The organism is Pseudomonas sp. HMSC076A11, from assembly GCF_001810205.1.
Classification (GTDB): Bacteria; Pseudomonadota; Gammaproteobacteria; order Pseudomonadales; family Pseudomonadaceae; genus Pseudomonas; species Pseudomonas aeruginosa.
Window position 1 is genome coordinate 354,100 of sequence record NZ_KV800319.1, and the last position, 26,643, is coordinate 380,742.

22 protein-coding genes are annotated in these 26,643 nt (G+C 66.1%); 16 read left to right on the forward strand and 6 right to left on the reverse strand.

Features of this window, described 5'->3' with window-relative positions; genetic code table 11:
* Positions 1-47: 47 nt before the first annotated feature.
* Positions 48-1,253: a poly(ethylene terephthalate) hydrolase family protein gene (locus HMPREF2716_RS26085; protein WP_030048692.1), complete on the reverse strand. Its 1,206-nt coding sequence runs from the start codon at positions 1,251-1,253 to the stop codon at positions 48-50.
* A gap of 112 nt (positions 1,254-1,365) precedes the next feature.
* On the opposite strand from HMPREF2716_RS26085, the gene HMPREF2716_RS26090 reads away from it, so the two are divergent.
* Positions 1,366-1,650 carry a DUF3509 domain-containing protein gene (locus HMPREF2716_RS26090; RefSeq protein WP_003092618.1) on the forward strand — a complete coding sequence of 95 codons (285 nt, stop codon included), beginning with the start codon at positions 1,366-1,368 and terminating at the stop codon, positions 1,648-1,650.
* A gap of 184 nt (positions 1,651-1,834) precedes the next feature.
* Here HMPREF2716_RS26090 and HMPREF2716_RS26095 read toward each other — a convergent pair whose 3' ends face one another.
* Positions 1,835-3,064, reverse strand: coding sequence for a CaiB/BaiF CoA transferase family protein (locus HMPREF2716_RS26095; protein ID WP_004351428.1), 1,230 nt, complete (start codon positions 3,062-3,064; stop codon positions 1,835-1,837).
* 304 nt (positions 3,065-3,368) lie between these two features.
* Between HMPREF2716_RS26095 and HMPREF2716_RS26100 the strand changes: the two genes are divergently transcribed.
* The 11 genes from HMPREF2716_RS26100 to HMPREF2716_RS26150 all read left to right on the forward strand — a co-directional run bounded on the left by HMPREF2716_RS26100 (position 3,369) and on the right by HMPREF2716_RS26150 (position 19,601).
* Positions 3,369-3,989: a biofilm formation regulator BacA gene (locus HMPREF2716_RS26100; RefSeq protein ID WP_003092612.1), complete on the forward strand. Its 621-nt coding sequence runs from the start codon at positions 3,369-3,371 to the stop codon at positions 3,987-3,989.
* A gap of 14 nt (positions 3,990-4,003) precedes the next feature.
* Entirely contained in the window at positions 4,004-4,699 is a 696-nt protein-coding gene (locus HMPREF2716_RS26105) for a PspA/IM30 family protein (protein ID WP_023517937.1), read from the forward strand.
* Positions 4,700-4,754: 55 nt separating this feature from the next.
* Positions 4,755-5,396, forward strand: a complete 642-nt coding sequence (locus tag HMPREF2716_RS26110; protein WP_003100672.1) for a hypothetical protein — start codon at positions 4,755-4,757, stop codon at positions 5,394-5,396.
* Between the two features lie 35 nt (positions 5,397-5,431).
* Entirely contained in the window at positions 5,432-7,498 is a 2,067-nt protein-coding gene (locus tag HMPREF2716_RS26115; protein WP_003113833.1) for a flotillin family protein, read from the forward strand.
* Positions 7,499-7,647: 149 nt separating this feature from the next.
* Positions 7,648-12,888 carry a DNA repair ATPase gene (locus HMPREF2716_RS26120; RefSeq protein WP_023517936.1) on the forward strand — a complete coding sequence of 1,747 codons (5,241 nt, stop codon included), beginning with the start codon at positions 7,648-7,650 and terminating at the stop codon, positions 12,886-12,888.
* An 18-nt stretch (positions 12,889-12,906) separates the two neighbouring features.
* Positions 12,907-13,599 carry a phospholipase D-like domain-containing protein gene (locus tag HMPREF2716_RS26125; RefSeq protein ID WP_003100680.1) on the forward strand — a complete coding sequence of 231 codons (693 nt, stop codon included), beginning with the start codon at positions 12,907-12,909 and terminating at the stop codon, positions 13,597-13,599.
* A 106-nt stretch (positions 13,600-13,705) separates the two neighbouring features.
* Positions 13,706-14,245, forward strand: a complete 540-nt coding sequence (locus tag HMPREF2716_RS26130) for a YaeQ family protein (RefSeq protein WP_003092594.1) — start codon at positions 13,706-13,708, stop codon at positions 14,243-14,245.
* Between the two features lie 43 nt (positions 14,246-14,288).
* Positions 14,289-16,004: a single-stranded-DNA-specific exonuclease RecJ gene (gene recJ, locus HMPREF2716_RS26135; RefSeq protein WP_003100681.1), complete on the forward strand. Its 1,716-nt coding sequence runs from the start codon at positions 14,289-14,291 to the stop codon at positions 16,002-16,004.
* Positions 16,005-16,290: 286 nt separating this feature from the next.
* Positions 16,291-17,787, forward strand: a complete 1,497-nt coding sequence (gene lasB, locus HMPREF2716_RS26140) for a M4 family elastase LasB (RefSeq protein ID WP_003113835.1) — start codon at positions 16,291-16,293, stop codon at positions 17,785-17,787.
* Positions 17,788-17,955: 168 nt separating this feature from the next.
* On the forward strand, positions 17,956-19,062 hold the full coding sequence (locus HMPREF2716_RS26145; RefSeq protein WP_043494970.1) for an NADH:flavin oxidoreductase/NADH oxidase: 1,107 nt from the start codon (positions 17,956-17,958) through the stop codon (positions 19,060-19,062).
* 188 nt (positions 19,063-19,250) lie between these two features.
* Positions 19,251-19,601, forward strand: a complete 351-nt coding sequence (locus HMPREF2716_RS26150) for a hypothetical protein (protein ID WP_003100685.1) — start codon at positions 19,251-19,253, stop codon at positions 19,599-19,601.
* Between the two features lie 12 nt (positions 19,602-19,613).
* Here HMPREF2716_RS26150 and nalC read toward each other — a convergent pair whose 3' ends face one another.
* On the reverse strand, positions 19,614-20,255 hold the full coding sequence (gene nalC, locus HMPREF2716_RS26155; RefSeq protein WP_003109635.1) for an efflux system transcriptional repressor NalC: 642 nt from the start codon (positions 20,253-20,255) through the stop codon (positions 19,614-19,616).
* A 204-nt stretch (positions 20,256-20,459) separates the two neighbouring features.
* Here nalC and HMPREF2716_RS26160 point away from each other — a divergent pair, with 204 nt between their 5' ends.
* The 3 genes from HMPREF2716_RS26160 (at position 20,460) to HMPREF2716_RS26170 (ending at position 22,443) form a co-directional block, all read left to right on the forward strand.
* Positions 20,460-20,885 (forward strand): hypothetical protein, encoded by a 426-nt coding sequence (locus HMPREF2716_RS26160; protein WP_003143203.1) that lies wholly within the window; start codon positions 20,460-20,462, stop codon positions 20,883-20,885.
* A 7-nt stretch (positions 20,886-20,892) separates the two neighbouring features.
* A complete protein-coding gene (gene armR, locus HMPREF2716_RS26165; RefSeq protein WP_003100689.1) occupies positions 20,893-21,054 on the forward strand; it encodes a MexR antirepressor ArmR in 162 nt (53 codons plus the stop codon).
* Positions 21,055-21,201: 147 nt separating this feature from the next.
* Positions 21,202-22,443, forward strand: coding sequence for an MFS transporter (locus HMPREF2716_RS26170; protein ID WP_004351418.1), 1,242 nt, complete (start codon positions 21,202-21,204; stop codon positions 22,441-22,443).
* 98 nt (positions 22,444-22,541) lie between these two features.
* Here HMPREF2716_RS26170 and HMPREF2716_RS26175 read toward each other — a convergent pair whose 3' ends face one another.
* Positions 22,542-22,883, reverse strand: coding sequence for an FKBP-type peptidyl-prolyl cis-trans isomerase (locus tag HMPREF2716_RS26175; protein WP_003092567.1), 342 nt, complete (start codon positions 22,881-22,883; stop codon positions 22,542-22,544).
* Positions 22,884-23,093: 210 nt separating this feature from the next.
* Here HMPREF2716_RS26175 and HMPREF2716_RS26180 point away from each other — a divergent pair, with 210 nt between their 5' ends.
* On the forward strand, positions 23,094-24,800 hold the full coding sequence (locus HMPREF2716_RS26180) for a WG repeat-containing protein (protein WP_003100693.1): 1,707 nt from the start codon (positions 23,094-23,096) through the stop codon (positions 24,798-24,800).
* A 78-nt stretch (positions 24,801-24,878) separates the two neighbouring features.
* Here HMPREF2716_RS26180 and HMPREF2716_RS26185 read toward each other — a convergent pair whose 3' ends face one another.
* On the reverse strand, positions 24,879-25,682 hold the full coding sequence (locus HMPREF2716_RS26185; RefSeq protein ID WP_003162524.1) for a PA3715 family protein: 804 nt from the start codon (positions 25,680-25,682) through the stop codon (positions 24,879-24,881).
* A 120-nt stretch (positions 25,683-25,802) separates the two neighbouring features.
* Positions 25,803-26,444, reverse strand: a complete 642-nt coding sequence (locus HMPREF2716_RS26190) for a two-component system response regulator TtsR (RefSeq protein ID WP_003092560.1) — start codon at positions 26,442-26,444, stop codon at positions 25,803-25,805.
* Positions 26,445-26,643: the final 199 nt, after the last annotated feature.

Genomic DNA, 26,643 nt, shown 5'->3' on the forward strand with positions numbered 1-26,643 from the left:
CGTGAAAGGAAGAAGCCCGCCTTGATGGCGGGCTTTTTCATGTCTTCTCAAAGGGCGGCGGCGAGTTTGTTGCGCGAGGGGCGGAGCAGTCTCAGCGGGTCGTTGAACTGGATGTCGCTGGCCAGCTTGTAGTAGCGCCCGACGAAATAGTCGCGGGCCTGGGCATCGTTCTTTCCCTGGTACAGCACCCAGGCGACGCTGATGCCGGCGAACTCGTTGTACTCGATCTGTCGCAGCGGGCTGAAGTGGGTCGCCGTGGTGGCCGTGGCGCCCCAGGCGGGCACGTCGCGGATCAACGGGCCCTGCCAGAGGATCGGCCAACTGAGCGGCGGCACGACCACATCGGCCAGTCCGGTCAGCAGCAGGGTCGGGGTCTTTACCGTGGAACCGATGGCCAGGGGGCCTGGCTCGATCGGCAGGGCGCCGACCAGCTTCAACCGTGGCTCGATGAGTTGCAGGGCTTGTGCAGAGAGGCTGGCGCTCTGCAGTGTGGCCTGGCCGCCGGCGGAGTGCCCGGCGACCAGCGTCCGGGAAAAGTCGGCCCGGTCATGCAGGGCCGAGCCCGGGTCCCTGTCCAGTTTCGCGACCTCAAGGATGCCGAGGGCGTGCATCAGCGGGAAGGAATTGATGAAGTCGGAGGAGATCACCACGATGAAGCCGTGGCTGGCCCACAGTTTCATCAGTTCGTGATAGTTGCCGGCGTTGGAAAGTATGCCGCCGACGAAAGTGATGACCGGAAGCTTGGCGTCGGACGCGGCGATGTCCGCCGGATAGTAGACGCTGGTACTGATCGGGCTGGCGAAGCCATAGGGAAAAGCCTCGTTGCAGCGGATCGAGCCGTCCAACAGGACGATCCTGGCGATGGTCCCGACGAAGCCACGACAATCGGCGAGCACGGCGGTGCTGGCGATCTCGGTGTCGGCGACCGGACGCGCGTACTGGTCGTTGGCCAGGCCCACGGCGCCGAACAGCAGCGAGCCCTGTGCCGTGCCGGCGGCGAATGCCAGCGCGAGGATGAAGGCGCGCCAGGCGCTGCGGGGGGATGCGAAGGCAGTCATGAGATCCTCGCTGTTCGATGCGCAGGGGGAAGTCTCGTTGTTACTGCCTGACGGACGCGCCGGATACTGCAATTTCAAGCAGGTGAAGGCGTTGCGCGAGGGTGGGATGGTTGGAGTTTTTCCCGGTGCTTCCCTTATAGCGGGCTGATCGTTGCGTTGGCCTGGTTCGGCTCGAATGGCTATTTGCGCCGGCACGTGGCCTTTCGCCAGATGCTGCCGTTAGTCCGGTAAATGCTTGCATCGACGAACCCTATTCGCGTTTTTTCGGTCTTTGACGAGTCTTATTCGTCGAAACAGGAGACCTGATTTGGACAGCCTGAAGCAACGACTGGCCGATGCCTTCGCTCCCCATCCCTTCACCCTCAGCCAGCCCCGGCCCGATGGCGGACGGGTGGTCACGCTGGTCGATCCGCAGGGGGAAACCCTGTTGCAGCGGGTCATCGCCAAGGTGCAGTTGAACGACGAAAGCTATCTCGAGGATGCCGTGCAGACCATTCGCCGGGAATTGCAGGTGCTGGTCGGGCGGATGGAGGAAGACGTGCTGGCGACCTTCCGCGAGCGGGATCACGTGCTGCTGTATTCGTCGCGCTAGCACCGTCTCGTTCGAGGGCGCGTTGCGCATCGGGCGGTCAGGCCGAAGGCGCGCGCCGGTGCAGCGGCTCTTGCCGGATGGCGCCATGCTCGTGGAAGCGTGCGGATAACCCCCTCTCCCTGGCTGGATAGGGGAGAGGGGCCGCCCTGTCCGCGGAGCACCGATGAAGGGCTCCGCGTACCGTTCAGATGGCGCCTTCCCGGCGCAGGGCGGCGATGCCCTCGCTGTCGTAGCCCAGCTCGGCGAGCAGGGCATCGGTATGCTCGCCCAGTTCCGGGCCTACCCAATCCGCCGAGCCTGGCGTGGCGGACAGCTTGGGCACGATGCCAGGCATGCGGAATGGCTTGCCGTCCGGCAAGCGTGCCGAGAGGAACATCTCGCGGGCAAGGAATTGCGGATCGCGGAACATGTCTTCGGCGGAGTAGATGCGGCTGGCCGGGACTTCGGCTCGCGCCAGCACTGCCAGCACTTCCTCCAGGGACTGCGAGGCGACCCAGCGGTCGATAACCCCATAGAGTTCGTCGCGGCGCGCATCGCGCCCGTCGTTGCTGGCCAGTTGCGGGTCGCTGGCCAGGTCGTCGCGGCCGATGGCCTGCATGAAGCGGCGGAAGATCGCGTCGCCGTTGGCGCCGATCTGTACGTGGCGGCCATCGGCGCTGGTGTGGATGGAGGAGGGGGTGATGCCCGGCATGATGTTGCCGGTGCGCTCGCGGATGAAACCGAACACGTCGAATTCCGGAACCATGCTTTCCATCATGGCGAAGATCGCCTCGTAGAGGGCGACGTCGACCATCTGTCCCTCGCCGCCGTTGACCTCGCGGTGTCGCAGCGCCATCAGCGCGCCGATCACGCCCCACAGGGCGGCGATCGAGTCGCCGATGGAAATCCCGGTGCGAACCGGCGGGCGGTCCTCGAAGCCGGTAATGTAGCGCAGTCCGCCCATCGACTCGCCGACCGCGCCGAAGCCCGGCTGGTCCTTGTAGGGGCCGGTCTGGCCGAAGCCCGACAGGCGCACCATCACCAGGCGCGGGTTCAGCGCGTGGAGGACATCCCAGCCCAGGCCGAGCTTTTCCAGTACGCCGGGGCGGAAGTTCTCGATCAGGATGTCGGCATCGCCGAGCAGGCGTTTCAGGATCGCCTGGCCTTCGGCGTGCTTGAGATTGAGGGTCAGGGATTTCTTGTTGCGTGCCTGAACGAACCACCACAGCGAGGTGCCTTCGTAGAGCTTGCGCCACTTGCGCAGTGGATCGCCGCCGTCGGGCGACTCGATCTTGATCACTTCGGCGCCGAACTCGGCGCAGATCCGCGAGGCGAAAGGGCCGGCGATCAGGGTGCCGAGCTCGACCACCTTCAGGCCGGCCAGCGGTTTGGGCGAATGTTCCATGCGGTGTCCGTCAGGCTGCAGTGTGCGCATAGCCTAGAGCATTTGCCGGCGGTGCGGGCGGGTGCCGCGGTAGGGTGAGACGTTTCCCGTTTTTTCCCGATATGCCCGGCGGTCCTTCAATTCCTTTTGCATAGAGGGTTTAATGCGGGAGTCGATACAGGATGTAGCGCGCCAGACACCGAGCCAGGGAGGCCCCTCGTGCCATTTCTTTCTCTCTTTCCTCCCCGTGTTTCTTTTCCATGCTCCGGCCGGCCCGGCGTAGATATGCGCGTGCGTTGGATTTTATTACATGTGATCTGTTGAAATCTTACATGTGATCTCGTAGTGTGAGTCCATGCAACGGAAATCATCAGCCCATTATCAGCGTGTCTTTCGCCAGCGCCTGCGCGAGCAGGGCCTGGTGAAGAAGGAAGTCTGGATCTTGCCGGAGAACGCCGCGGCGCTCGCCGGCATCGAGCGGATGCTGCGTCGCCCGGCTGCCGGAGCGGCTCATTTGGAGAAGGAGGAAGACATGACGGAAGCCCGGGTATGGAACGCTCGCTCGCTGGCCGAGGCCCTGAGCGGCACCGAGCTGTTCAGCAGCGGCGAGGCCCAGATCGAGCTGATCGAGGGGGCGGAAGCGAGTCTCTATGTGATCATGCGCGAATACGGCGACCTGCCGGTGTTCGTCGCGCCCCAGGGCGAGCAGATCATCGTCGAGGCGCTGCTCTGGCCGGAAAGCGACGTTACCGACGCGACCGCCTTCAACGAAGAGGTCCTGCTCAGCCGGCAACTGTTCCCGCTGTCGAGCATCGGCCTGCTCAACCTGCCGGGCGAGGAGCGCTGCTACAGCATGTTCGGCGCGTTGAGCACGACTTCGTCGCTGGCCAGCGTGCTGCACGAAATCGAAACCCTGGCCGGCAACGTGATCCGCGCCACGGAAGTCTACGCCGGCTACCTGAAAGCCCGGGCCTGAGGGAGGACACCATCATGACGGTATGGAGCAAGCTGCTGAGCGCCCTGCGCGGCGGAGCCAACGAGGTTGGCGAGGCGATCGTCGACAGCCAGGCGCTGCGCATCCTCGACCAGGAGATCCGCGACGCCGACGTCGAACTGCGCAAGTCGCGGGAAGCGCTGGCCTCGATCATGGCCCGCCACCGCCTGGCCCAGGAGCGCGTCGAGAAGGGCGCGGCCCAGGTCGCCGAGTACGAGCAATACGCGATCAAGGCACTGGAGGCCGGCAACGAGGAGCTGGCCCGGGAGGTCGCGGAGAAGATCGCGACCCTGGAGAACCAGCTCGAGGGCGAGCGTGCCCAGGTCGCGGAATTCGCCGCCAGCGTAGCCCAGTTGCGCAAGTCGGTGAGCCAGGCCGAGGGCAACATCCGCCAGCTCAAGCAACAGGTGGATACGGTCAAGGCCACCGAGAGCGTGCAGAAGGCGCAGATGGCCGTTGCCCAGCGCTACGGTAACTCGAAGAGCAAGCTGCAGACCGCGGTGGACTCCCTGGAGCGGATCAAGCAGCGCCAGGCCGAACGCGCGGCGACCATGGATGCCGCGGCCGAACTGGCCAGCGCGGCGGCGCCGGACGATGCGCTGGACGCCAAGCTGCGCGCGGCTGGGATCAAGGCCTCGGGCTACAGCGTGGATGGCGTGCTGGCGCGCCTGAAGGAAAAGGGCAAGGCCTGATAGGCCCGCGGCCCGGCGAAGGCGTCCGGGCCCGTTTTTCAGGGATAGAGCGACAATGGAAGGTTTCCTGCAGACGGCGCTGTCGTTCCCGACCGTGCTGTTCAGCTTTCTTCTGATCCTAGCGATCATCTACTGGGGCATCGTCGCCCTGGGCATGGTCGAGATCGATGTGCTCGATCTCGACGCCGAGTCGGTCGTCGATGGCGCCGGCCAGGCCGAAGGCCTCGCCGCGCTGCTGGCGAAGCTGAAACTCAACGGCGTACCGGTCACCCTGGTGCTGACCCTGCTGTCCTTCTTCGCCTGGTTCCTCTGCTACTTCGTCCAGCTGTGGCTGCTCAGCGCATTGCCGCTCGGCTGGCTGCGCTACCCGTTGGGCGCCGTGGTGGCGGTGGGCGCGCTGTTCCTGGCGGCGCCGCTGGCGGCCACGCTGTGCCGGCCGTTGCGGCCGCTGTTCCGCAAGCTGGAAAGCACCAGCAGCAAGTCGGTGCTGGGCCAGGTCGCGGTGGTGCGCAGCGGGCGGGTCACCCTGCAACATGGCGAGGCGTTGCTGGAAGACGGCGGCGCCGGGCTGATCCTGAAAGTTCGTGCGGAAGAAAACAAAGGCTTCAAGCGCGGCGATCGCGTCGTGCTGCTGGAGTACCTGGAGGCGGAGCACGCCTATCGGGTCGTTACCGAGGAAGAGTTCCGCGGTATCTGACCCGGGCTCGGTGAGAATCAAGGAGAACTGCTGCTATGGATATGACGTCGCTGATGCCCCTCCTGCTGGGAGTGGGCCTGGTCGTTCTGCTGGTCGTGGGCCTGCTGGCCCTGTTCAAGGCCTTCTACATCAAGGTCCCGCAAGGCACCGCGCTGATCGTCAACGACATGTCGTCGACGCCCAAGGTGCATTTCACCGGTGCGCTGGTCTATCCGGTGATCCACCTGAAGGAGTTCATGCGCATCTCGCTGATCACCCTGGAGGTCGACCGGCGCGGCAAGGACGGCCTGATCTGCCGCGACAACATGCGCGCGGACATCACCGTTGCCTTCTACCTGCGGGTCAACGAGACCCAGGACGACGTGCTCAAGGTGGCCAAGGCCATCGGCGTCGACCGTGCTTCCGACCGTTCGGCGGTGAACGAGCTGTTCAATGCCAAGTTCTCCGAGGCGCTGAAGACCGTCGGCAAGCAGTTCGACTTCGTCCAGCTGTTCGAGAATCGCCAGGACTTCCGTGACCGCATCATCGAGGTGATCGGCAACGACCTGAACGGCTACGTCCTGGAAGACGTCGCCATCGACTACCTGGAGCAGACCGCGAAGAACTCGCTGGACCCGAGCAACATCCTCGATGCCGAGGGCATCCGCAAGATCACCGAGCTGACCGCCACCCAGAACGTCATCACCAACGAACTGGAGCGCAACGAAGAGCTGGCGATCAAGAAGAAGAACGTCGAGACCCGCGAGGCGGCCCTGGCCCTGGAGCGCCAGCAGGCTGACGCCGAGGCCCGGCAGAAGCGCGAGATCGAGACCATCCGAGCCCGCGAGGAAGCGGAAACCGCGCGGGTCAAGGAAGAGGAGCGGCTGAAGGCCGAGCAGGCGCGGATCCAGGCGCAGCAGGAAATCGACGTGCGCACCGAGAACCACCAGCGCGAGGTCGAGGTGGCGCAGCAGAACCGCCAGCGCGCGGTGGTCATCGAGGTGGAGAAGGTCACCCGCGCCAAGGACCTGGAGATCGTCGCCCGCGAGCGTGAGGTGGAGCTGCAGAAGATCGAGAAGGAAAAGGCGCTGGAAGAGCAGCGCAAGAACATCGCCAATGTGATTCGCGAGCGCGTCGCGGTGGAAAAGACCGTGGCCCAGGAGGAGGAGCGGATCAAGGAGGTGCGCGAGGTTTCCGAGGCCGAGCGGGTCAAGCAGGTGATCCTGCTGCAGGCCCAGGCGGAAGCCGAGCAGGAGCTGGTACGCCAGGTCAAGCAGGCGGAAGCCGACGAGGCCCGCTCCAAGCACAAGGCGGTGGAAATCAACACCATGGCGCAGGCCGAGCTGGAAGCGGCGTCGAAGCAGGCCGAGGCGAAGAAGCGTCTGGCCGAGGGCATCGAGGCCGAGCGCGCAGCGCCGGGCCTGGCCGATGCGCGGGTGCTGGAAGTCACCGCCGCGGCTAAGGAAAAGGATGGCTTGGCAGCGGCGCGGGTACGTGCCGAACAACTGATCGCCGAAGCCAGGGGCGACGAGGAGCGCGGCCTGGCCGACGCCCGGGTGCTCGAGGCGCAGGCCGCAGCCAAGGAGAAGGACGGCCTGGCCGAAGCCAAGGTGCTGGCCGAGAAGCTCGGCGCCCAGGCGCGCGGCGAGGAGCAGCTCGGCGCGGCCAAGGCCAAGGCCACCAAGGACCAGGGCAGCGCGGAAGCGGAAGTACTGCTGCAGCGCCTGAATGCCGAGGCCGAGGGGCTTGGCAAGAAGTTCGGCGCCCTGGATGCCCTCAGCGACAGCGCTCGCCAGCACGAAGAGTTCCGCATGCAGCTGGAGAAGAGCTTCGAGGAGGCCATGGCGGCCATCGCCGCGAACAAGGACATCGCCAAGGACCAGGCCGAGGTGCTCGCCACCGCGCTGGGCAAGGCGAACATCGAGATCGTCGGCGGCGAGGGCGACTTCTTCAACTCCTTCGCCAAGTCGCTGTCGGTGGGCAAGGCCATCGAAGGTGTGGTCGGCAAGAGCCCGGTGGTGCAGGACGTCCTCGCCCGCCTGCTCAACGGCCGTGGCGCAGCCGCTGCGGTGATGCCGGAACGCAAGAGCGGCCACGAGAACGAGCCGGCGGCGGAAGTCTGAGTCGACCCGCAGCCTCCTCCGCCAACTGCGGAGGCGTTCCGCCCGCGCCCTGAGCGGCGCAGCCCCTGGCGTGGCCTGTTGGCTGCGCCCGGGGCAGGCCGCTCGGGCCGGTTTCCATCGATGACCGCCGTAGACCCAGGAAGACCAGGATGTCGGACACTCAAGCCGCAACTCCCGCGCAGGACGTATTGGACAAGGCCGTTGCCGAGGGCGGCGCCTACGAGGTGCTGCACAAGCGCCTGCTGGAGCAGGGCCAGCGCCTGCGGCAGACCGCCGAAAGGCTCAACGCCAGTCGCCTGGAGGAGTTCGGCGACAGCCAGATGGATGTGATCGGCCGGGTCCGCATCCGTACCGAGAACAACTGCATCGCCCGCGATATCGTCCAGGTCGGCGATTGCCTGCTGTTCGGCTACAACGTGTTCATCGGCCTGCGCAAGGAAACCGGCGTGGCCGACGTGTTCTCCCTCTACCGCCTGGTGGAGGGCAGCGAAGGCTACGAGGCGGAGCCTGTGCCACTGGGGGACAGCTTTCTCGCCGCGCCGGGCTTCGTCAACGACTTCAACGAGCTTTACACCTACTACAAGAACACCCGCCTGCTGCAACTGGCGATCCGCGACGGCAAGCTGCTGGCCAGCTTCCAGATCGGCGAGCGGATCACCGACATCCGCGTGTTCCGCTGGTCGATCTCCAGCGACGGCAGCGAGGTCCGCTACATCGACAACCGCGGCGAGCGCGACATCGCCTTGCCGGCACCGTTCGACTTCGAATGGCAGCGGGCTACCCGCGAGATGGTGGTGGAGGGCCGCTTCCCGCACCTGAACATCCTCGACACCCTGTTCGTCGAGACCATTGGCGGCGACCTGACCATCAAGGTCGAGAACAACACCGAGGTCGGCCTGGGCATCTATCGCGAAGAGGTGATGGACAAGACCCAGTCGCTGGACGACGCGCAGGTTGAGTTCGCCCGCCTCGGCAGCCTGCTGCTGCTCAAGGTCCTGCCCTATCGCGAGGAGCAGTGGCGCTACCTGGTGTTCAACAGCCTGACCGGCAAGGTCGAGCGCATCGACGCCATCGGCCTGGCCTGCATCCAGTTGCCGGAGGACCACGGGATCATCTTCCCCGGCGGCTACTACCTGCAGAACGGCGAGTACCGCACCTTCGAGCAATCCATGGAAGGCATGCGCTTCAAGCGCTCGGTACGCTCGCCCAACGGCGAGGACGTGCAGTACGTTTTCTACCATCCCGAGCAGGGGCGGAACGTGCTGCTCACCTACAACCTGATCAACCGCCAGTTGCAGAATCCGCTGTTCGGCCACGGCTACGCGCGCCTGGAGGACGGGCGCATGGTGATCTTCGCCGCCGAAGGCGAGGAACCGACCCGCATCCATCCGATGCAGGTCTGGCAGACGCCGTTCTGCACCGAGGAGTACGCGGCCCGCCAACCGGCGCGTAGCGGTTTTCTCGGGCGGATCGGCAATGCCGAGCTGGTGCGCGGCGTCTCCGACCTCTACGACTTGTGCCGGGAGATCGAGACCCCGGCGGTTTCGATCCAGCGCTACTCGCTGCTGTGCCAGAACACCCAGCGCCTGTTCGACGTCTACCACTGGCTCGGCAGCGACCAACTGGACGGCTTGGCGCCGCTGTTGCGCGAAGTGGCGGCGACCGCCGAGCTGGTGCTCGACGAGTACGAGAAGGTCGAAAGTATCCGCCGCCAGTCGGCCCAGGCGATGGTCGACGCGGAGGAGCGGCACAAGGCGCTCCTCTCCGGCTTGCTGCCCGACGGCTGGGACCGGGTGCAGCAGTTCGTCGACGGGCTCAACGGCATCACCGCCCAGCGTGGGTTGCTGCTGACCATCCGCGAGTACCGCTACATCGACGTGGCGCGACTCGACGCCATGGAGGCCGAACTGCTCGCGGCCCACGAGCGGGTGGCCGCCGCCACCGCGACCTTCCTCGCCAGCGAACAGGCCCTGCAGCCCTTGCTGGAGCGCCTGCAGAGCCTCGATGGCGAGGCGCAGAAAGCCGAGACCGTGGCCCAGCTCGGCGAGCCGCTGGCGGCCCTGGAGGCGATGGCCGGCGACCTCGACATGCTGTCCTCGCTGATGGCTTCGCTGCGCATCGACGACGCGACCCAGCGGACCCGCATCATCGAGTCGATCTCGGAGATCTACGCCCGCCTGAACCAGGCCAAGGCGCGCGCCGAGCAGCGGCGCAAGGGACTCGGTTCGAGCGAGACCGTGGCCCAGTTCGGCGCCCAGTTCAAACTGTTTGGCCAGGGCATCACCAACGCCCTGGCCCAGGCCCAGGACCCCGAGCGCTGCGACGAGCAACTGTCGCGCCTGCTGGTGCAACTGGAGGAACTGGAAAGCCAGTTCGGCGACCATGAGCAGTTCCTCGGCGACATCCTGGCCAAGCGCGAGGAGCTGCTGGAAACCTTCGAAGCGCACAAGCAGACCCTGCTCGACGAGCGCCAGCGCAAGGCCCAGGGACTGCTCGACGCCGCCCGGCGAATTCTCGACAGCCTGCAACGACGCACCGCGCGCTTCACCCAGGCGGAGGAACTGAACGCGTTCTTCGCCGCCGACCCGCTGATCCTCAAGTTGCGCGAACTGGCCGAACGTCTTCGCGAATTGAAGGACAGCGTCAAGGCCGACGACGTCGAGGCGCGCCTGAAGGCCGCGCGCGACCAGGCGGTCCGCGCATTGCGCGACAAGAGCGAGCTGTTCGAGGAGGGCGGCGACGTCATCCGCCTGGGCCCGCGCCACCGCTTCAGCGTCAACACCCAGGAACTCGACCTGACCCTGATGCCGCGCGGCGACGCGCTGTACCTGCACCTGACCGGCACCGATTTCCTCGAACCGCTGCAGGACCCGCGGCTCGATGAGCTGCGCGAGTTCTGGCAGGTGAACCTGGAATCCGAATCGGAGACGCTGTACCGCGCCGAATATCTCGCCGGCGAAGTGCTCGCCGCCGCCGACGCGGGCCGCGATGGCTTCAGCCTGGAGCGCTTGCAGGCGCTGCTGGCGCAGCCGGACGAGCTGGCGCGGGCGATCCGCGATTTCGCCGCACCGCGCTACAAGGAGGGCTACGAGAAAGGCATTCACGACCACGATGCGGCGGCGATCCTGGTTCGCCTGCTGCCGTTGCGCGAGAGCGCCGGACTGCTACGCTACGCACCCTCGGCGCGGGCCTTCGCCAGCCTGTTCTGGAGCCGCCGGCGCGAGGAGCGGGAAGTCGCCGGCTGGCCCGAGCGGGCACGCAGCAGCCGCAGCATCCAGCAGATGTTCGGTCGTGACGACGGCCTGCTCGCCCTTCGCGGCGAAGTGGCCGCGGCGATGCGTGCGCTGCTCGCCGAACAGCCCATCGCGCTGGACCCGCAGCATATCGACGAGGCGGCCGAGTACCTGGTCTGGGAATTGTCCGCCGAGCGTCCCGAATTCACCTTCAGCAAATATGCCCGGCAATTGCAGGAAGGACTCAAGCTGCGCCTGCAAGGCGTGCGTCTATGGGACGACTACCGGCAGACCCTGGAGCGTCTCGGCGAGCGGCCCGCCGCCCAGTGGGAACTGGCCGGCAACTGGCTGCGCGGACTATGTGGCGACGCCGAGTTCCAGCCGCTGGCGGCCTACCTGGACGAGGCGGTGGCGCTCTCGTTGCTGGACGAGGAGATGCCACGACGGATCACCGAGGTCGACCTGCGCTTCCAGGTCGACGGCCTGATGGGCGAGCATCCGCGCATCTTCGAACGCGGCCTGGCGCTGGCGGTGGACGACTTCTTCGGCCGCCTGCGTCGCCATCGCCAGCAATTCCTGCCGGGGCTGCGGCGCTACCAGGCGCTGCGCCAGGAGATCGTCGAACACGAGCGCGAGGCATTGCGCCTGGCCGAGTTCAAGCCGCGACCGCTGTCCTCGTTCGTTCGCAACAAGCTGATCAATGACGTCTACCTGGGTGTCATCGGCGACAACCTGGCCAAGCAGATGGGGACGGTGGGCGAGAACAAGCGCACCGACCTGATGGGCCTGCTGATGCTGATCTCCCCGCCAGGCTACGGCAAGACCACCCTGATGGAGTACGTGGCGCACCGCCTGGGGCTGATCTTCATGAAGATCAACGGTCCTGCCCTCGGCCACGAGGTGCGCTCGCTCGACCCCGGGCAGGCGCCGGACGCGACTTCGCGGCAGGAACTGGAGAAGCTCAACCTGGCGCTGGAGATGGGCAACAACGTGATGCTCTATGTCGACGACATCCAGCACACCCATCCCGAGTTCCTGCAGAAGTTCATCTCCCTCTGCGACGGCACGCGCCGGGTGGAAGGGGTGTGGAAGGGCCGGACCAAGACCTACGACATGCGTGGGCGGAAGTTCTGCGTGGTGATGGCGGGCAACCCCTACACCGAGTCCGGCGAGGTCTTCCGCATTCCCGACATGCTCGCCAACCGCGCCGACATCTACAACCTCGGCGACACCCTCAGCGGCATGCAGGAGGCGTTCTCCCTCAGCTACATCGAGAACGCCCTGACCTCCAACCCGGTTCTCGCGCCGCTGGCCACCCGCGACATGGCCGACGTCTATCGCTTCGTCGCCAAGGCCGAGGGCAAGCCGTTCTCCAGCAACGAGCTGGCCCACGGCTACAGCGGTGCCGAGATCAACGAGATCAGCAGCACCCTGCAACGCCTCATGCAGGTGCGCGACGTGGTGCTCAAGGTCAACCAGCAGTACATCGCCAGCGCCGCCCAGGCCGACCAGTACCGCAGCGAGCCGCCGTTCAAGCTGCAGGGCAGCTACCGCAACATGAACAAGATGGCGGAGAAGATCTCCGCGGTGATGAACGATGCCGAGCTGCTGCAACTGATCGCCGACCACTACCAGGGCGAGTCGCAACTGCTGACCACCGGAGCCGAGGAGAACCTGCTGAAGCTCGCCGAACTGCGCGGCAACCAGAGCCCCGAGCAGGCCGAGCGCTGGGCGCAGATCAAGCGTGACTTCCTGCGCAACAAGTCCATGGGCGGCAGCGACGCCGACGTCGGCGGACGGCTGGTTGCGCAGCTCAACGACCTTGTGGAAAGCGTCCGTGGCCTGGCTCGCGAACCCCAGCCGGTACAACCGGCGCCCTGGGACGAGTTGTTGGCTGGATTGCGCCAGCTCGGCCAGGGTGCGCCGGCGCTGAACGTCGAGGTGACGGCGCCTGCGCAGCCGGGCGTGCAGCAGGTGCTGGAGAGCCTTGCCGCCTGCCTGCAGGACAGTTTCCTGCCGCTGATCAAGGTGATGGACCGCAAGATCGACGTCGACCTGCGCACGCACAACCGCATCAACGAGATATCCAGCCGCCTCGACGAACTGGGCCGGTTGCTGGGCGGCGAGCAGAGGCCGCTGGAGAACGATCAACCCTGAGGACACGAGGAGCGGGAAATGGACTTCGACGGATTGGACCGCCAGCTGCGCGACAGCCTGGCCGATCTGAAGCTGAGCAACGAGGAGCGGGACGAACTGCGCCAACTGGGCAGCGAGCTGGCACCCGACCAGGTGCGTTTCCTGCGCAACCGTGCCTTCGACCTGGTGCGTGAGCTGGTCCTCCTGGAGGAGCAGGGCGAACGGATAGCCGCCCTGAAGTGGCTGGAGCAGGTGGTGCGCACCCTGGAGGTTACCGCGGCGCCGCCGCGCAGCCGCGCCAGCGCCTATTTCAGTCCCGGCGAGGAGTGTCGGCGGAAGATCCGCGAACTGTGCCGGCAGGCCAGGCAGAGCCTGGACATCTGCGTGTTCACCATCTCCGACGACCAGCTCAGTGCGGAAATCCTGGCCTGCCATCGGCGCGGCGTTCCGGTGCGGATCATCAGCGACGATGACAAGCAGTTCGACGAAGGCAGCGACATCCATGCGCTGCGCGAGGCCGGCGTACCGCTGCGAATCGACGACAGTCCCTTCCACATGCACCACAAGTTCGCCCTGGTGGATGGCGCCTGGCTGCTCAACGGCAGTTTCAACTGGACCCGCAGCGCCAGCGTCAACAACGAAGAGAACCTGCTGGTAACCGACGACGCCGTGCTGATCGGCGCCTATCGGCGCGAGTTCGAGGAACTCTGGGGCCGCTACGCCCCGCGCTGAGCGGCAGCGACGCGAGAAAGGCAGGGCAGGCGGTCGGCCGGCGGACCGCACGCGGGCGGGTTTCAGGTTAGACTTGCGCCCTTTCGCTTCCCACGCCGGTATTCCCATGGCCCTGCAATCCACGCCCTATAAAGCCGATATTTCCCTCACCGACCTGGACCGCGGGGTCTACGAGACGTTGCGCCTGACCGTGGCCCGGCACCCCTCCGAGACCGAGGAGCGCCTGGCCGTGCGCTTGCTGGCCTACGTGCTGTGGTACGGCGAGCAGATCGCCTTCGGGCGTGGCCTGTCGGACGTGGACGAACCGGCGCTCTGGGAAAAGAGCCTGGACGGCCGGGTCCTGCACTGGATCGAAGTCGGCCAGCCGGACGCCGAGCGCATCACCTGGTGCTCGCGTCGCTGCGAGCGCTTCAGCCTGCTCGCCTATGGCAACCTGCGGGTCTGGCAGACCAAGGTGCTGGACAGCGTGCGCAGCCTGAAGAACATCAACGTCGCGGCAGTGCCCCAGGAACCCCTGGAGAGCCTGTCCCGCGACCTGCCGCGTTCGATCAACTGGACCGTGATGATCAGCGAGGGCACCCTGTTCGTCACCGACGAGAACGGCCAGCACGAGTTGCAGCTGGAGTGGCTGCAGGGCGAGCGTTGATCGCCGCCGCCGTTTCCTTCCGTCGAGCCGAACGAGTGACCTGATGCGTATCGAACCCCGCCCCCTGCCCGAAACCCTGCCCGATCTCGGCGACCTTCCGCCATTGCTGGCGCGCCTGTACGCGGCTCGTGGCGTGCGTTGCGCCGAGGAGCTGGACAAGGGCCTGGCGCGGCTGATTCCCTACCAGCGGCTGAAAGGCATCGAGGAGGGCGTGGCGCTGCTGGTGGACGCCCTGGAGGGCGGCCAGCGGATTCTCATCGTCGGCGACTTCGACGCCGACGGCGCCACCGCCAGCAGCGTCGGCGTGCTGGCCCTGCGCATGCTCGGCGCGGCCTGGGTCGATTACCTGGTGCCGAACCGCTTCGAGTACGGCTACGGCCTGACCCCGGAGATCGTCGGCGTGGCCCTGGAGAAGCGTCCCGACCTGCTGGTGACGGTGGACAACGGCATCTCCAGCGTGGACGGCGTCCAGGCGGCGAAAGCCGCGGGGCTCAAGGTGCTGGTCACCGACCACCACCTGCCTGGCCCGGAACTGCCGGCGGCGGATGCGATCATCAACCCCAACCAGCCGGGCTGCGAATTCCCCAGCAAGGCCATGGCCGGGGTCGGGGTGATCTTCTATGTGATGCTGGCGTTGCGGGCGCGCCTGCGCGAGCTGGACTGGTTCGCCCGGCGCGGGCTGAAGGAACCGAACCTCGCCGAGCTGCTCGACCTGGTGGCGCTGGGCAGCGTCGCCGATGTGGTGCCGCTCGATGCCAACAACCGCATCCTGGTCCACCAGGGCCTCGCGCGCATCCGCGCCGGCCGCGCCCGGCCGGGCTTGCGCGCGCTGCTGGAGGTGGCCGGGCGGCCTCCGGTACGGATCACCTCCACCGACCTGGGTTTCATCCTCGGTCCGCGCCTGAACGCGGCGGGTCGGCTCGACGACATGTCCCTCGGCATCGAATGCCTGCTCTGCGACGACGAAGCGCTGGCCCGCGACATGGCGGTGCAGCTCGACCAGTTGAACCAGGACCGCAAGGCCATCGAGCAGGGTATGCAGCGCGAGGCGCTGGCGCAGCTCAAGGAGCTGAGCCTGGAGCAACTGCCGTTCGGCTTGTGCCTGTTCGACGCCGACTGGCACCAGGGCGTGATCGGAATCCTCGCCTCGCGCCTGAAGGAGCGCTACCACCGGCCGACCATCGCCTTCGCCGATGCCGGCGACGGCAGCCTGAAAGGCTCGGCACGGTCGATTCCCGGCTTCCACATCCGCGACGCGCTGGACGCGGTAGCCGCCCGTCATCCCGGGCTGATCAGCAAGTTCGGCGGCCACGCGATGGCTGCCGGACTATCGTTGCCGCAGGAAAACTTCGGCGCTTTCTCCGCCGCCTTCGATGCCGAAGTACGCCGCCAACTGGCCGAGGAGGACCTGGCCGGGCGCCTGCTCTCCGATGGCCAGTTGAGCATCCAGGAGTTCCACCTGGAGCTGGCGCGCGCGTTGCGCCAGGCCGGTCCCTGGGGCCAGCACTTTCCCGAGCCGATGTTCCACGGGGTGTTCCAGCTGGTGCAGCAGCGGATCGTCGGCGAGCGTCACCTGAAGCTGGTGCTGAAAAGCGAATGCGGCTCGCTGCAACTGGATGGCATTGCCTTCAACATCGACCGCGAGCAGTGGCCCAACCCTACCGTGCGCTGGGCCGAGCTGGCCTACAAGCTCGACGTCAACGAATTCCGCGGCCAGGAAAGCGTGCAACTGATGATCGTCCACATGGCTCCTCGCTGAACGCGCCACGGGGCCACGGGCAACCTAGCTGCCCCCTGCTTTTCTGTTAGCTATTCCAGCGAAAACATACAGATTTCCGGCGAAATCAAGGCTACCTGCCAGTTCTGGCAGGTTTGGCCGCGGGTTCTTTTTGGTACACGAAAGCACCGTCGAAAACGGGACCGAGCCAGGGGAGTGCAGTTCCTTCTACCCGAAGGACTGATACGGCTGTTCCGATCAGCCCACAAGGCGGCGGTAAGCGTCGGCCGAGTACTTCGGCCTGAAAAAACCAGGAGAACTGAACAAGATGAAGAAGGTTTCTACGCTTGACCTGTTGTTCGTTGCGATCATGGGTGTTTCGCCGGCCGCTTTTGCCGCCGACCTGATCGACGTGTCCAAACTCCCCAGCAAGGCTGCCCAGGGCGCGCCCGGCCCAGTCACCTTGCAAGCCGCGGTCGGCGCTGGCGGTGCCGACGAACTGAAAGCGATCCGCAGCACGACCCTGCCCAACGGCAAGCAGGTCACCCGCTACGAGCAATTCCACAACGGCGTACGGGTGGTCGGCGAAGCCATCACCGAAGTCAAGGGTCCCGGCAAGAGCGTGGCGGCGCAGCGCAGCGGCCATTTCGTCGCCAACATCGCCGCCGACCTGCCGGGCAGCACCACCGCGGCGGTATCCGCCGAGCAGGTGCTGGCCCAGGCCAAGAGCCTGAAGGCCCAGGGCCGCAAGACCGAGAATGACAAAGTGGAACTGGTGATCCGCCTGGGCGAGAACAACATCGCCCAACTGGTCTACAACGTCTCCTACCTGATTCCCGGCGAGGGACTGTCGCGGCCGCATTTCGTCATCGACGCCAAGACCGGCGAAGTGCTCGATCAGTGGGAAGGCCTGGCCCACGCCGAGGCGGGCGGCCCCGGCGGCAACCAGAAGATCGGCAAGTACACCTACGGTAGCGACTACGGTCCGCTGATCGTCAACGACCGCTGCGAGATGGACGACGGCAACGTCATCACCGTCGACATGAACAGCAGCACCGACGACAGCAAGACCACGCCGTTCCGCTTCGCCTGCCCGACCAACACCTACAAGCAGGTCAACGGCGCCTATTCGCCGCTGAACGACGCGCATTTCTTCGGCGGCGTGGTGTTCAAACTGTACCGGGACTGGTTCGGCACCAGCCCGCTGACCCACAAGCTGTACATGAAGGTGCACTACGGGCGCAGCGTGGAGAACGCCTACTGGGACGGCACGGCGATGCTCTTCGGCGACGGCGCCACCATGTTCTATCCGCTGGTGTCGCTGGACGTGGCGGCCCACGAGGTCAGCCACGGCTTCACCGAGCAGAACTCCGGGCTGATCTACCGCGGGCAATCAGGCGGAATGAACGAAGCTTTCTCCGACATGGCCGGCGAGGCTGCCGAGTTCTATATGCGCGGCAAGAACGACTTCCTGATCGGCTACGACATCAAGAAGGGCAGCGGTGCGCTGCGCTACATGGACCAGCCCAGCCGCGACGGGCGATCCATCGACAACGCGTCGCAGTACTACAACGGCATCGACGTGCACCACTCCAGCGGCGTGTACAACCGTGCGTTCTACCTGTTGGCCAATTCGCCGGGCTGGGATACCCGCAAGGCCTTCGAGGTGTTCGTCGACGCCAACCGCTACTACTGGACCGCCACTAGCAACTACAACAGCGGCGCCTGCGGGGTGATTCGCTCGGCGCAGAACCGCAACTACTCGGCGGCTGACGTCACCCGGGCGTTCAGCACCGTCGGCGTGACCTGCCCGAGCGCGTTGTAAGCTCGGTGGTCCCGGCTGGCACTCCAGGAAGGAATGCCGGTCGGGGTCGCTCAAGCCGTCTTCCGCCAGGAGGGCGGCTGCTTTATGTCGCTTGGGCCGTTGGCCTCCGCGAACCCGGTCTAAAGTTCAGGTGTGAGCTTTATTCCAAGACCGACCGGGAGTCCTGCCATGAGTCTGCTGTTCGAGCCTCTTAGCCTGCGTCAAATCACCTTGCCCAACCGCATCGCCGTATCGCCCATGTGCCAGTACTCGGCGCAGGAGGGCCTGGCCAACGACTGGCATCTCGTGCACCTGGGCAGCCGCGCGGTGGGCGGCGCCGGCCTGGTGATAGTCGAAGCCACCGCGGTGTTGCCCGAGGGGCGCATCACCGCTGACGACCTCGGCATCTGGAGCGACGCGCATGTCGAGCCGTTGCATCGCATCACCCGTTTCATCGAGTCCCAGGGCGCGGTCGCCGGGGTCCAGCTGGCCCACGCCGGGCGCAAGGCGAGTACCTGGCGGCCGTGGCTGGGCAAGCACGGCAGCGTGCCGATCGGCGACGGCGGCTGGATACCGGTGGCGCCGTCGGCGATCCCGTTCGATCCCCAGCACACGACCCCCGAGGCCCTGAGCGAGGCGCAGATCGAGGCGCTGGTGCAGGCCTTCGTACGCGCCGCCGAGCGCTCCCTGGCTGCCGGCTTCAAGGTCGCGGAGGTGCATGCGGCCCACGGCTACCTGTTGCATCAGTTCCTCTCGCCGCTGTCGAACCAGCGTCGCGACCAGTACGGCGGCTGCTTCGAGAACCGCATCCGCCTGCTTCTGCAGGTCACCGCCGCGGTGCGCAAGGCCTGGCCGCAAGAGTTGCCGCTATTCGTGCGGCTGTCCGCCACCGACTGGGTGGAGGATGGCTGGAACCCCGACGAGACCGTGGAACTGGCCCGGCGCCTGAAGGACCTAGGCGTGGACCTGATCGACGTGTCTTCCGGCGGTACCGCGGCGAATGCGGAAATCCCGGTAGGACCGGGCTACCAGACCGAGTTCGCCGAACGGGTGAAGAAGGAGGCCGGCATCGCCAGCGGCACGGTGGGCATGATCACCGAGCCTGTGCAGGCCGAGCATATCCTGCGCACCGGTCAGGCCGACCTGATCCTGCTTGCCCGTGAACTGCTGCGCGATCCGTACTGGCCGTTGCACGCCGCCGACGAACTGCGCAACGAGCAGATGCCCTGGCCGCCGCAGTACCTGCGAGCCGCTCATCGCAGCACGCCGCTGCGCAAATCCCTGGAAATGCAGTGAGCCGTCGGGGCCGTCGGCGCGGCGAGGCGCTGGCGGCCCACCTGATGGAAACCTTTGCCGACCTTGGCGGTCTGCCTGGCATCAGGAAATCAACCTGGGCGTTTCGTGGGAGATATTGCGTAATGGCAATATGATGTTATTCTCCCGCGACGTTCGCTCCGGACCGCACTTCGAGAAAGGATGCTCGCATGCACGCCAACGCCGGTTCTCCCCACGCCTCCCTGCCTGACAGCGATGTCGCCCTGCTGGCCAATATCCTGGTCCTGGCGACACGCAACATGAACAACATGACCACCATGCTGGCGCACCTTTCGGTGGAGCTCAGCCAGAGCGAAGAGCCACGCCTGCAACGGGTCGGTCATCGGGTCCTGAACGAACTCTCGGAGCTGGGGGCCGCCCTGGAGACCCAGTGGGACCTGATCGGCGCGCTGGCGCGTTTCTCACCCCTGCTCGAACGTACCCTGCCGCGCCAGGAACCCCTGGTCACCGAGATCCACCTCACCGAACTGCCGGGCCAGGCGCTGCCGCCCTCCGCCTGATCGGCGCGTCGCTCAGCCCTGCGCGGGGCGCTGCGACAGGTGTTCCAGGTAGCAGGCGATGATGTCCACCGACAGCTTGAGGCGGGTTTCCAGCAGCGCCATGGTCGGCTGGAAGTCGGCCACGCTGAGGGCCTTGAGGAACAGGTCGGCCTTGAGCATCTCGAGAAACTGGCAGGCCACCGCGTAGAGCGTTTCCTCGTCCATGTGAGGAGCGACCGCGGCCAGTCGCTCGCTGAGCAGCAGATAGCTCTGCTGCGGCCCCTGCTCGTAGAAGGACTTGCCGATCGCCGGAAACCGCGGGGATTCCGCCACCACCAGGCGATAGAGGCTCTGGCAGCGGGGATCGAGCAGGCTGGTGAGAAAGCGCCGGCCGAAATGCTCGAGGGTGGCGCTCAGCGTGGCGGCGGGGCGCGGCTGATCGGCGCTGTCGTCGAAGATTTCCTCGATCATGTGGGCGATCACCGCGGCGAACAGGCCCTCCTTGCCGCCGAAGGAGCTGTACAGGGTCCCCCGTGAACCACCGGCCCGTTCTATCACCATGTCCAGGGTGGTGCCTTCGAAACCGTGTTCGAGAAAGGCCTGGGTAGCGGCGTCGAGCATGGCGCGGCGGCGTTGCCTGCCGCGTTCGGTCAGACGGGGAGAAGCATCGTTCATGAGCGGTATCGGGCCTCGCGGGGTGGCGGTCGGAAGGTGCGCATGGTGGGCCGTCGGGACGGTCCGTTCAAGCCTCCAGGCGGTTTGCTGAGAGCGTTTCTCGTTAGGGTTGACGCTGGTCATTTAAGAACTGTATCGTACAGTACTGTTTTGGCAAGCACTTCCGCTCATTCCTCCGCCTTGCCTCCCCGCAGGAGTCCCCCCATGAATGCCCCCGCTAAGAGCCTGTTGGATATCGATGCCTTTCCCTTGGTCCAGGTCCGCGAGATGCCCCGCGAGCTGGCCGATGTCGAGCGCTGGTTGGAGGAGGTCGAAGCGCTGCTGGCCGTCGAGCGCGATTTCGCCCTGGTCTATCCGCCGCTCCCGCAGGAAGAAGCTGAAGGCGACCAGCAGGCGCGCAAGCGCCTGGTGTTGTGGCTCAAGGAAAATCGCCAGCGCTTCGTCGAGCATTGCCGGGGCATCCTGCTCAGTGCCAACGGCCAGCCGGACAACCTCGCCGACCTGCAGCAACTGGCGCCGGTGCTGCAGGCTGTCTACGGCCCGCCGGTGAGCGTGGCGCCGGACCTGGCGTCCGCCCGCGGCATGGCGAAGGCACTGCTGAGCGGGCCGGCGACGGGGATGAACTGGTGACGCCGCCATGTCCCTGAACACTCCGCGCAACAAACCGTCCCGCACCGAGACCGAAGCTGTCGCTGCCAGCTCGGGACGATCCGCCGTCGGCCGGCGGGATTACACCGAGCAGCTGCGCCGGGCAGCCCGGCGCAATGCCTGGGACCTCTACGGCGAGCACTTCTACTGAGCGGGCGTGCCGGATTGCCATTGGTGCGGGCGATGGAACACATCGTTTGATTCCTGGGCTCTTTACCTCAAGTTAACTTGAGCTATCAGAATCCGCGCAGAGCGTCTGGCGATCTTGCCGGGCGCCACTCCATGCCCGGAGGCAACGATGGATAGCCCGTCCACTCTCGCTCGTCCGCACCCCCAGGCCAGCCCGCGATGGCTGGCAGTTGCCAATGTGATCTTCGCCGGCATCGCCGCTGCCCTGCATGTCGGCAAGGCGACCATCGCCCTGCCGTCGCTGCAACGGAGCTTCGGCGGCGACCTCGCCGCGCTGAGCTGGATCATGTCCGCCTTTCCGTTCGTCGGCGTATTCGGCGGCATCGCCGCCGGCCTCCTGGTGCGTCGTTGGGGAGATCGCCGGCTGCTGACCGTTGGGCTGGCGATTCTCGGCGGGGCGAGCCTGCTCGGTGCGTCGATGCAGGACTTCGCCTGGTTGCTTGCCACTCGCTTCGTCGAGGGGCTCGGTTTCCTCATCGTGGTAGTGGCGGCGCCCGCCGTGTTGCACAGGATCACCAGCGAGACGCGGCGCAGCGTGGTGTTCGGTCTGTGGAGCACCTTCATGGCAGGCGGAATCGCCCTCTCGATGCTGTTCGGGCCGCTGCTCGCGGACTGGCGTGCCGACTGGCAACTGAGCGCACTGCTGGTACTGGTCGCGGCGCTGCTGCTGCCGCTCAGCGTCCCTGCCGACGATGGGTGCAGGGCGGCAGGCGTGAGGCCGGCCGGTCTTGGCACGTTGCTCAAGGTTCCGGCGATCACCCTGCTGGCGCTCGGCTTCACCACCTACAACCTGCAGTTCTTCGCCCTGATGACGTTCCTCCCCGTGTTCCTCATGCAGCGCCTGGGCGTCGCCCTGGAGACTGCGGGACTCATCGGCGCGGCCATCGTCGCGGCGAACGCCCTGGGCAATGTCGCGGCGGGCTTCATCCTTTCCCGCGGCATACGTCCCGGCGCCTTGCTGGCGAGCACCGCGATCCTGATGGGACTCACCGGTGCGGCGTTCTTCCATGCCGCGACGCCGGGACTCCTGGCGATTGCGCTGGGGTTCGTCTTCTCGGCGGTCGCCGGCATGCTCCCCACCACCGTGCTGGCGACCGCGCCGCTGGCCTCGCCCGCGCCTTCGCTGACGCCACTGGCCATCGGCTGGGTAATGCAGGGCAACTACCTGGGGCAGGTGATCGGCCCCTTGCTGATCGGCCTGATCGTCAGCCGTTTCGACTGGTCGGGCGCGATCGGCCTGATGCTGGTCGCGGGCGCGGCGGGGGCCGTCCTGGGGTTCTGCCTGCTGCGTGCGCTGGACGGCCTGCCTCGCGCCATTGCCACGGGTTCCGCGGCTCGCCCCGCGGATTAGAAGAGAAACCGGCTTCGTGCAGGGCGGGTAGCCGAGCGACTATTCGTCCTGCGCATTGGTTCGGCACGGGCGGCCAGAGGCCGCCGCCGTCCCTCGGCTCAGTCGTCGCGGGTGAGCACTTCCAGCAGTTCGATCTCGAACAGCAGGTTGGAGTGGGGCTTGATGTGCGCGCCGACCTGCCGTTCGCCGTAGGCCAGGTGGGAAGGGACGAACAGCCGTCGCTTGCCACCGACCTTCATGCCCATCAGGCCCTGGTCCCAACCCTTGATCACTCGTCCGGTGCCGATCACGCACTGGAATGGCCGGCCGCGCTCGTAGGAGGAGTCGAACAGCGTGCCGTCTTCCAGGGTGCCCTTGTACTGGGTGGTGATCAGCGCACCCTTCACTACCTCCTTGCCGTCGCCCAGGAGGAGGTCTTCGATCTGCAGTCGGTCGTTCATGGGGCGGTACCTGCGCGGTTTGCGGAAAGCCGCGATTCTGCCAGCAAGCGCGCCGCCTGTCGCCGAGCCGACGGATCAGGGCATTGCCAGGCGGTCCGCGGCACGGGCATCATGCCCGCGCCTTTCTGTCGGGAAGGCTACCGCGTTCCGCGATGTCGCGCGCATCGCGGCTGGACACATATCTCAGGGATCATACGAGAACATATCCGCATGCAAAGACTGTCGCGTATCGGCCGCAACACCCTCGCCGTCTCCGTTTCCACCTTGCTCCTCAGCGCCTGCAACCAGGGCGACGATGCGCCGAAGCCTGCGGCGGTCGCGCCGCAACCGGCCGCACCGAGCATGGCTGCACTGAGCATCCCGCTATGCCTCAACGGCCAGTGCGCGGTGATCGACCAGGACGCCAAGCTGCTCGTGCCGTTCGACAACGACTACGACAATATCGTCGCCAGCGCCTACCAGGGCACCCTGATGGCGGCGCGCGAGGAGCGCTGGAACCTGATCCAGGCGAAGGACGGCAAGGTGTTGCGCGACGATATCGGCGAAGCCCTGTCGCTGCTCACCCCCAACCTCTATGGCTTCGTCCGCGATGGCAAGTACGGCGTGGTCGACGGCCAGGGCAAGGAAGTCCAGGCGCCGCGTTTCGACGACATCTACCCCAACAGTGCCAACGAATTCATCATCTACGAGATCGATGGCAAGCGCGGCATCCTCGATGCCAAGGGCAAGCAGCTCACCGAGGCGCTCTACGACACCACCCTGGTCAACGGCAGCGTCGCCGAACACGGCGGCTTGATCAGCGCCGAGCGTGGCGAGGAGAAGTGGATCATCAACCTCGCTACCGGCGAACAGAAGGCCGTGGCCTACGAGAGCCTGGGCGACCTCCACGACGGCGTGATGAGCGCCAGCGTCATCGGCAAGGGCTCCCAACTGGTGGATGCCAAGGGCGACGTGGTCGGTGACGGCAAGAGCTACGATTACCTGGGCACCCCGGCCAACGGCCTGGTCGCGTTCCGCGAGAAGTACGACAGCCCCTGTGGCTACCTCGACTACCAGGGCAAGGTGGCGATCGCCGCCCAGTTCGCCGGTTGCGGCGCCTTCGGCAAGCAGGGCGGGCTGGCCCAGCAGCGCATGGAAGATGGCTCGTCGGGCAAGTACGGCCTGATCGATCGCAGCGGCGCCTGGAAGGTGCAGCCGCAGTACGATTCGGCCGACAGCGCCGGCCTCACCGCGCTTGGCTACACCGTCGACGTGCCCGGCCTGGCTGCCGTCGGCGTGAGCACCGGCCTGTTCAGCGCCGACTTCGGCATCTTCAACCTCGACGAAGGCAGCGAGTGGGTGAAGCCGGGTTATGCGCAGATCGGCGCGCTGGGCAACGACCTGTTCGTCGTGGCGAAGAAGGGCGGGCCGCAGAAGACCGTCAGCTTCATGGGTTCGGAAAGCCAGGTGCCGGTGGTGGGCCTGATGGACCGCAGCGGCAAGATGCTGCTGGAGCCGGGCGAACTGATCAGCATCCAGTCTGCGTATGACGGTCGTTTCCTGGAAGGTCTCGACGGTATGGACAACGCTGCCCACACCGTGTTGCTCGATCGCCAGGGACGCACGCTGGTTCCAGCGCTCTGGCAGAAGCTGGAGGTGAATCCGCAGCAGGGTTACATCCTGGGCTACGAAGTCAGCGGCACTGGCGACGAGGCGACGGAAACCTTGCGCGCACTGTACGACCTGAACGGCAAGCCGCGCTTCACCGTGGCCACCACCGATTGCGGCGCCGAACAGTTGCTCGACGGCAATGGCAAGGCGATCTGGCCGCAGGACCCGACCCCGTATTGCCAGTCGGACGACGAGCAGGACGACGAAGGCGAGCCGGAGCAGGAGCCGGCGCCCGTCGAAGAGAGCGAGGAAACCAGCGAGAGCTGAGTTCCCCGAGCGCGTCCGTCCCTTGCGGCGGGCGCGCGGTTCCGCTGTTTCGCCGTGGCTGCTGGCCACGGTCTCCCCTCACTGGCGGTGCCAGAAGTCCGAATACTCCTCTAACGGGTAGCGCTCGCCGTCATAGCGCAGCGTGCGCTTCACCGTGCGCAAGGGTTTGCCGTTCTCCGTTTCGCCGTCGCTGACCCGCGAGGTGATGACCAGGTCGGCAAAGCCGTTGGAGCGTCCGCGGCCGAGTTCCAGGGTCAGGTGCGAGACTTCCTGTTCGAACCCGGGCTCGGCGGAGCAGACCGAGCCTTTCAGCGTCCTCCACTGGTCCAGGTAGGTATTGAGCACCGGCCGCAGCTTGCCTTCGCCGGCCGGCACCACCAGGGTCAGCAGGTTGTCGAAGCCGGCTTCCGGACAACTGGCGCCACGCGCCACGCTATGGAATACCACGCCGAAGGCGCGCACCGTCGGGCTCAGGCGATAGCGCGCGGTGTCCAGCCAGAGGCTGTCGCTGCCGACGGCGACGGAGGCGTCTTCTTCGAAGTCGCTGTCGTAGCGTTCGAGCAGCCTGCCGCTGCGGCTGTCGGCCTTGGCCAATAGCAGATGCGGGTGGCGTTCGCCTTCCACTGCGGTGTCGCCCGGATCCAGGTAGGCCATGGCGATCACCGTCTGCGCGGGGTCGTCCGGCCAGGGCTTGCAGGCCACGGCGAGGAACGGACCGGAAGATTCGTACGAAGGGGCTATCCAGCCATCGTGGCCGACCTGCCTGGCTACGGCGTCAAGCAGTCGCGACGCGCAGGGCTGCGGTTCGCGGGCTTCGGCCTGGCTGGCGAGTCCCAGCAGCAGGAGGCAGAGTCGGGCGGAGAGGCGGCGGTTACGGTCCATGTGAAAAGAGTCCTTTGGTGGAGGCGGGCACGGAAGACGCCCGGCGCTGCGGGACATTCTAGCGGCTGCGCGGACCTTGCGAAGCGGGCTGGCGGGGCGGACATATCGCGGCCGCGCTGCTCAGGCCAGGCCGTTTTCCCGGATGTAGATAAAGAGTCCGGCATTGCTGTCCAGGCCAAGCTTGCGCATGGCGCTGCTCTTTTGCGCGCTGATGGTCTGCTTGCTGCGGCACAGTCGGATGGCGATTTCCCCGACCGCCAGGCCGCTGCCGTACAGGCGCAGCACTTCCACTTCGCGCGGGGTGAGTTGTTCGAGGCTGGCCAGCGGCTTGCCGTGCTCGGCTTCGCCCACTTCCAGCAGGTGTGCGATGGAGCGCGAGATGAATGGTCGACGGCCGGCGTGGCGGATTGCCTTGGGCAGATCGTCGAGCATGCCGCGTTTGCTCACCAGGCCGTGAATGCCCAGCTTGAGCAGGGATGAAACGAGTGCCGGGTTGCCGAGCATGGTGACGACGATGATCGGCAGGTCCGGATAGCGCCGCCGGACCTTCTGCACCAGGCGCAAGCCGTCGGCCTGCTGGCTGCCGGGCATCATCAGGTCGGTGATCAGCAGGTCGCAGGGGTGCGCTTCGAGCTGCGCCAGCAAGCCATCGGCGTCCTGGGCCTGGGCGACGATCCGCAGGTCGTCGTACGCACTCAGCAGATAGCGCATGCCGATCAGGGTGAGGGCGTGGTCGTCGACGAGGATGACGCGTGTTTTCATGAAATCGAACCCGATCGAGGTGGAGGTTTCCGCAGCGGCTACCGGCAACGCCGGCAGGCGGATAATCCGCCAGGAGGCAGCTCCGGACGGGCTCGAATTCTAGCGATGGTGTCTGTCGGTTTAATCAGGACTTTTCTGAATGCTAGTAGGAAATTTCCTATGTGTTTTCCCTAGGTTATTTCGAGGGGAGGCCGAGAAA

Excerpts from the sequence above, each read along its gene's own strand:
- HMPREF2716_RS26095 (WP_004351428.1), bottom strand. The coding sequence starts at position 3,064 with ATGCGCACACTGCAGCCTGACGGACACCGCATGGAACATTCGCCCAAA.
- HMPREF2716_RS26100 (WP_003092612.1), top strand. The coding sequence starts at position 3,369 with ATGCAACGGAAATCATCAGCCCATTATCAGCGTGTCTTTCGCCAGCGC.
- HMPREF2716_RS26105 (WP_023517937.1), top strand. The coding sequence starts at position 4,004 with ATGACGGTATGGAGCAAGCTGCTGAGCGCCCTGCGCGGCGGAGCCAAC.
- HMPREF2716_RS26110 (WP_003100672.1), top strand. The coding sequence starts at position 4,755 with ATGGAAGGTTTCCTGCAGACGGCGCTGTCGTTCCCGACCGTGCTGTTC.
- HMPREF2716_RS26115 (WP_003113833.1), top strand. The coding sequence starts at position 5,432 with ATGGATATGACGTCGCTGATGCCCCTCCTGCTGGGAGTGGGCCTGGTC.
- HMPREF2716_RS26120 (WP_023517936.1), top strand. The coding sequence starts at position 7,648 with ATGTCGGACACTCAAGCCGCAACTCCCGCGCAGGACGTATTGGACAAG.
- HMPREF2716_RS26125 (WP_003100680.1), top strand. The coding sequence starts at position 12,907 with ATGGACTTCGACGGATTGGACCGCCAGCTGCGCGACAGCCTGGCCGAT.
- HMPREF2716_RS26130 (WP_003092594.1), top strand. The coding sequence starts at position 13,706 with ATGGCCCTGCAATCCACGCCCTATAAAGCCGATATTTCCCTCACCGAC.
- recJ (WP_003100681.1), top strand. The coding sequence starts at position 14,289 with ATGCGTATCGAACCCCGCCCCCTGCCCGAAACCCTGCCCGATCTCGGC.
- lasB (WP_003113835.1), top strand. The coding sequence starts at position 16,291 with ATGAAGAAGGTTTCTACGCTTGACCTGTTGTTCGTTGCGATCATGGGT.
- HMPREF2716_RS26145 (WP_043494970.1), top strand. The coding sequence starts at position 17,956 with ATGAGTCTGCTGTTCGAGCCTCTTAGCCTGCGTCAAATCACCTTGCCC.
- HMPREF2716_RS26150 (WP_003100685.1), top strand. The coding sequence starts at position 19,251 with ATGCACGCCAACGCCGGTTCTCCCCACGCCTCCCTGCCTGACAGCGAT.
- nalC (WP_003109635.1), bottom strand. The coding sequence starts at position 20,255 with ATGAACGATGCTTCTCCCCGTCTGACCGAACGCGGCAGGCAACGCCGC.
- HMPREF2716_RS26160 (WP_003143203.1), top strand. The coding sequence starts at position 20,460 with ATGAATGCCCCCGCTAAGAGCCTGTTGGATATCGATGCCTTTCCCTTG.
- armR (WP_003100689.1), top strand. The coding sequence starts at position 20,893 with ATGTCCCTGAACACTCCGCGCAACAAACCGTCCCGCACCGAGACCGAA.
- HMPREF2716_RS26170 (WP_004351418.1), top strand. The coding sequence starts at position 21,202 with ATGGATAGCCCGTCCACTCTCGCTCGTCCGCACCCCCAGGCCAGCCCG.
- HMPREF2716_RS26175 (WP_003092567.1), bottom strand. The coding sequence starts at position 22,883 with ATGAACGACCGACTGCAGATCGAAGACCTCCTCCTGGGCGACGGCAAG.
- HMPREF2716_RS26180 (WP_003100693.1), top strand. The coding sequence starts at position 23,094 with ATGCAAAGACTGTCGCGTATCGGCCGCAACACCCTCGCCGTCTCCGTT.
- HMPREF2716_RS26185 (WP_003162524.1), bottom strand. The coding sequence starts at position 25,682 with ATGGACCGTAACCGCCGCCTCTCCGCCCGACTCTGCCTCCTGCTGCTG.
- HMPREF2716_RS26190 (WP_003092560.1), bottom strand. The coding sequence starts at position 26,444 with ATGAAAACACGCGTCATCCTCGTCGACGACCACGCCCTCACCCTGATC.